Annotated in this window: 3 protein-coding genes and 1 pseudogene; 2 read left to right on the forward strand and 2 right to left on the reverse strand. The window is 32.7% G+C overall.

Annotated features, from left to right (window positions below; translation table 11 throughout):
- Positions 1-147: 147 nt before the first annotated feature.
- Together BFN00_RS16020 and BFN00_RS15475 are read left to right on the forward strand one after the other, a co-directional pair.
- Positions 148-306 (forward strand): hypothetical protein, encoded by a 159-nt coding sequence (locus BFN00_RS16020; protein ID WP_171260816.1) that lies wholly within the window; start codon positions 148-150, stop codon positions 304-306.
- A 108-nt stretch (positions 307-414) separates the two neighbouring features.
- A pseudogene (locus BFN00_RS15475) lies at positions 415-585 on the forward strand (EcoEI R domain-containing protein); the annotation flags it as partial.
- A gap of 147 nt (positions 586-732) precedes the next feature.
- Here the strand turns inward: BFN00_RS15475 and gmtX are convergent.
- Together gmtX and BFN00_RS15485 are read right to left on the reverse strand one after the other, a co-directional pair.
- Positions 733-1,380 (reverse strand): gamma-mobile-trio protein GmtX, encoded by a 648-nt coding sequence (gmtX, locus tag BFN00_RS15480; RefSeq protein ID WP_071852332.1) that lies wholly within the window; start codon positions 1,378-1,380, stop codon positions 733-735.
- 15 nt (positions 1,381-1,395) lie between these two features.
- Positions 1,396-3,933, reverse strand: a complete 2,538-nt coding sequence (locus BFN00_RS15485) for a VPA1269 family protein (RefSeq protein WP_071852333.1) — start codon at positions 3,931-3,933, stop codon at positions 1,396-1,398.
- Between the last annotated feature and the right edge of the window lie 106 nt (positions 3,934-4,039).

Consider the following 4,039-nt stretch of genomic DNA (forward strand, 5'->3'; position numbering starts at 1 on the left):
CATGTGAGCTGATATCTGTTCTGACATGATCGTGATTGATATTTTTGCTGTATTGTTGATCTTGTTTTGATGCACGACACGCCGCCCACAGAAATCTACACGCGTAAGATCGTCGGCAGCGTCAGATGTGTATAAGAGACAGTGTTTATGCAACAAAGCCTTAGTGAATTAAAGGCAGAGTATCCAGAAATAGCTTGCCAAATTGACGTTATTCAACAAGAACATCTTCAAATTTTGAATGATTTAAGCACCAAAAAAAATGTCATAAAAAAACTTATGCAACATTTTAATATAAGTGAATTTTAATATGGAAATACTTTAAATTGATCAGATAAATCTTCAATTTGCCTATTAAAAAACATTAGGATTCATTATGCTTAGTTCAATTCCAAATAAAAAATATGGTTTTGGGGTATGGATAAAAAGAAGTTGTCTGAGCGTGATATTTGTAGCAAGTTTATCAACCCTGCATTAGAACAAGCTGGATGGGTAGCCCACCAAATTCGTGAGGAGGTTACTTTTACTAACGGTCAAATTATGGTGCGTGGAAAGTTGCATACACGTGGTGAGCGAAAAAGAGCCGAATAGTATTTATAAGTTACCAAATACAACAGTATTAAGACCTAGTGTGAAGACACTTTATCCAACTGTTGATAACAGTGTCTTTGTAATAAGTCAGTTAGATTACAGATTGGTTATTAAGCTTATATTTTTGATATCCACATAGGGTAATCAATAGTTTGATAAAATTTTCTTTACAGCGGAAACATACCCAGCTCTAAATATTCTACGCCCACTTTCTGCTTTCACTGCACCATTTTCGTCAATGATCCAATTGTTCGTTTCGATTGTTGACCTACTTATTGCCTCTTGTAAAGCAGAGACCTCAATAGGGAGTAAAGTATCAATTTTAGTTATATTTAGATCTATGTATTGATCAGAAGGCTTTTGATTAGTTGCTAAATTGATTGTTAGATTAGATTCGAGAATTTTTCTAAGTTGATTAACTTCAGATTTTTTTTGTTTAAGCTGAGAGTATAAACTTAATGCCAAGGTTCTTAAGCCAATATCTTCTATAAGAGAAAGCTCCTGCTCAACTTGGCTCGCATAAGAGACCTTCTTTATAGTTTTTTTAGGGCCAGCGAATGCAGCCCAAGCTAATATTAAAGCTTTATAATCTGCACCTGTTTTATTATGTATAGCTCTTTCTGACGGTCCTTCATCTTCAATGATTTTTGAAATGGTGGCCACCGAAAAGTCATTGGATTTATGTAATTCATATTGAGACTTACAGGCATCATGAATTCTCTTCAAAACTTTTTTTTTCCTTTCTGAAGCTGAGATATATAGCTCTTGAAATAATGTTTCAGGATCATTCATTCTTTTTACCTCTGTTTATTTGAGTTTAAAATCTTGACTAAAGGTTGACGGTGCTGTTAATTGAATAGACATTTGTTCTATCTTTTCCTTAAATGGTTGTAGTAAACCAATTTCTTCTAATTTACGTTCACATTCGAGAAAAGGCATAATCTCAATAATGGTGTCATTAGGCATATGGCTTTGCATAAGTTTTATTAAACTATTACCCGCTGCAAGTTGAAGCTCAGTTGGGATCCTATACATGATAGGCTTTAATCCATTCATGTCTAACATACAATCTATAGCCTGAGCTTGTTTTATTGCATATTTCCCAGCGTCATCTGTATGATATATTTCAGCTTGCTGACATACGATGCTCAGGCTGTAAAGCTTACTTGAGGTTTCATATATGCTTGTGTGTAAATCACCTATATTTCCTATAGTGACAAGCTGATGATTATTGCTAGAAGAATCTGAATTAAGCTTTATTAATGTTTGTATAAGATGATGAGCAGCTTGCATATTAGAAATATTTTCAGACAATTGAGCTGAAATTTCGACTTCTCTTTCTCTAGATCTTCTTAATTTATTAACCTCTGAAAAAGGTAAGCTATTTATTGATGATTGATATTCAATTGATTCCAACAGATTGATTTCGGAATAAACCTTCGCAATTTCAGTTTGTAGTTCATTGATATTATATACAGCTTGGTCAAACTGGAATTTCAAACCATTAATAAAGGCTAAACTGCTCAAATTAAATCGGCATCTGATGCAATTTTTCTTTGGATAACCAGGAACAGAAGCCCATTCAATATTTTTGTTTCTATCAGGTGTTAGACACTCCCCTCCAATATGGCATAGCGAGGCACCATTTGGGCATATACCAACCTCAGTGACTATGTAGCCTAACTCATTGCAACCTTTAGCTAAGGAGAGTGCATTAACGACATCTAGAGATGCAAATTCACTACTAAGAGAATCGATAGTTTTTTGCTTTAAACTTCTTAAAGAATTTTGTTGTTGAGCATCTAGTACCTTACGTTCAGCTTCGTCTAATATATCTCTGACATAAGCGGTATTAAGTTTCGTATAGTGAAGAGTCATAATAATACTAGAATGACCTGCTATCATCTTAGAAACTATTTCCAAAGGGATTCCTAGATCAAGCACTAAAAATGAAATCATAGTTACACGCATGCCATGTTGCGTATAAACAGGATTTTTTTTATTTTCATTGGTTTCTGAGTTCTTTGTTAGGATTATTAGGTCATTATCTTCTCCAAGTAAGTTGTTGTTTTTAAAATATAATTCTGCATATAGTAAAAAATCCAACCATCTATTAGGACAGTTACCAGCAGGGATAGGTAGGTGACTTTCGTTAGGATTATTGGCTACACTGCGGAAAAGAAATGCTACTGGATTGCGGTGTCGTACGACTTTTGGATTCAAGGTGCCAAAATATATGGAATTTGTTATTGATTCCCATTGGGTGGCTTTAGTAATAGGGTTATATTTTTGTTGCCAAGTACGCAGTTTATGCAACCAAAACAAGATGTGATGGGCATTTAATAAGGGCATTACATAGCCTTTGTTATTTGCAGCTTTATCTATGTCAGCGGTTTTATTTGTATTAATAAATAATGAGTTACAATCTTGATCTAATTTGTTTATATCAGAGATATGAAATACACCACGACAAATAGGTTTTTTCGTGTGATGGGTAATCAGAGGGTTATTATTTTTTGAAAACCAACTTTTAGATTTATTAATATTAAAAGTAAATGTATCAAATTCTCCAGAATCTAGTGCTCTAATCTGAATATTTCGAAGTGGTGTATGTAATAATAAAAAAAATAATATTGCAGTAACTGGATTCCATATTTCAAAAATTTGACCTCGTTGCTGTATGTTTCTTGATCTCCACACGCAATCAGGATCATTTTTATCTATCAAATTTTCAGGGACTTCTACGAAGTCTTTTTCAAGTGCCAAGTGACAGTTTATCCATTCAGAAAAGTATTCTGAATCCAGAGGAAAATATAATTTTTTTATTTTTTGAACAAGCCAAGCAGGCATCGCTACTTTGTTAGACTCTGATAAAACAGGGTCTCTAATACTTAGAAAATCATTATAGATTTTTTTTAGGGGATTAAATCCATATACTGTTTCAGGGGAGTCGGGATCATTCTCAAATAAAGTCAATCTCAAATATTCAATAAATTTATAAGCTTCGAATACTCTATCTTTTTTCGAATATTCAGCTAAATTGCTATGCTTAAAATTTAAAAAACTCAAAAAATCAGAATCAAAACTAGTTCTAGTTATGTATTCTATAGGATTAGTAATATTATATTTAAGTAAGTACTCTAAAAAAGGAATTAGGTTGTTTTTTAATCCATCTAACTTTTCTGTTCTTTTGTCAGCAATATAGTTCTCTGCAAAATTAACCCAATCATTCATATTTGGATTTATAAGAGATATAAATTTAAATCCATATCTTTTAATTCCCTTCATACGAGTTGAATTTCTTTTGAAATTGGGTTCAATATCCCATGTCTCCTCTAATGTCATACCGATAAATTCAGGTCTTTTTCTCAGTATGAAATAAAATAAATCATGTATTATTGATCTGTGTTTTTTTTGATATTCAACAGAGTAGATCTCTTGCGAAAGTCAT

Source organism: Acinetobacter sp. AR2-3 (genome assembly GCF_001878775.1).
GTDB classification, from domain to species: Bacteria; Pseudomonadota; Gammaproteobacteria; order Pseudomonadales; family Moraxellaceae; genus Acinetobacter; species Acinetobacter lwoffii_D.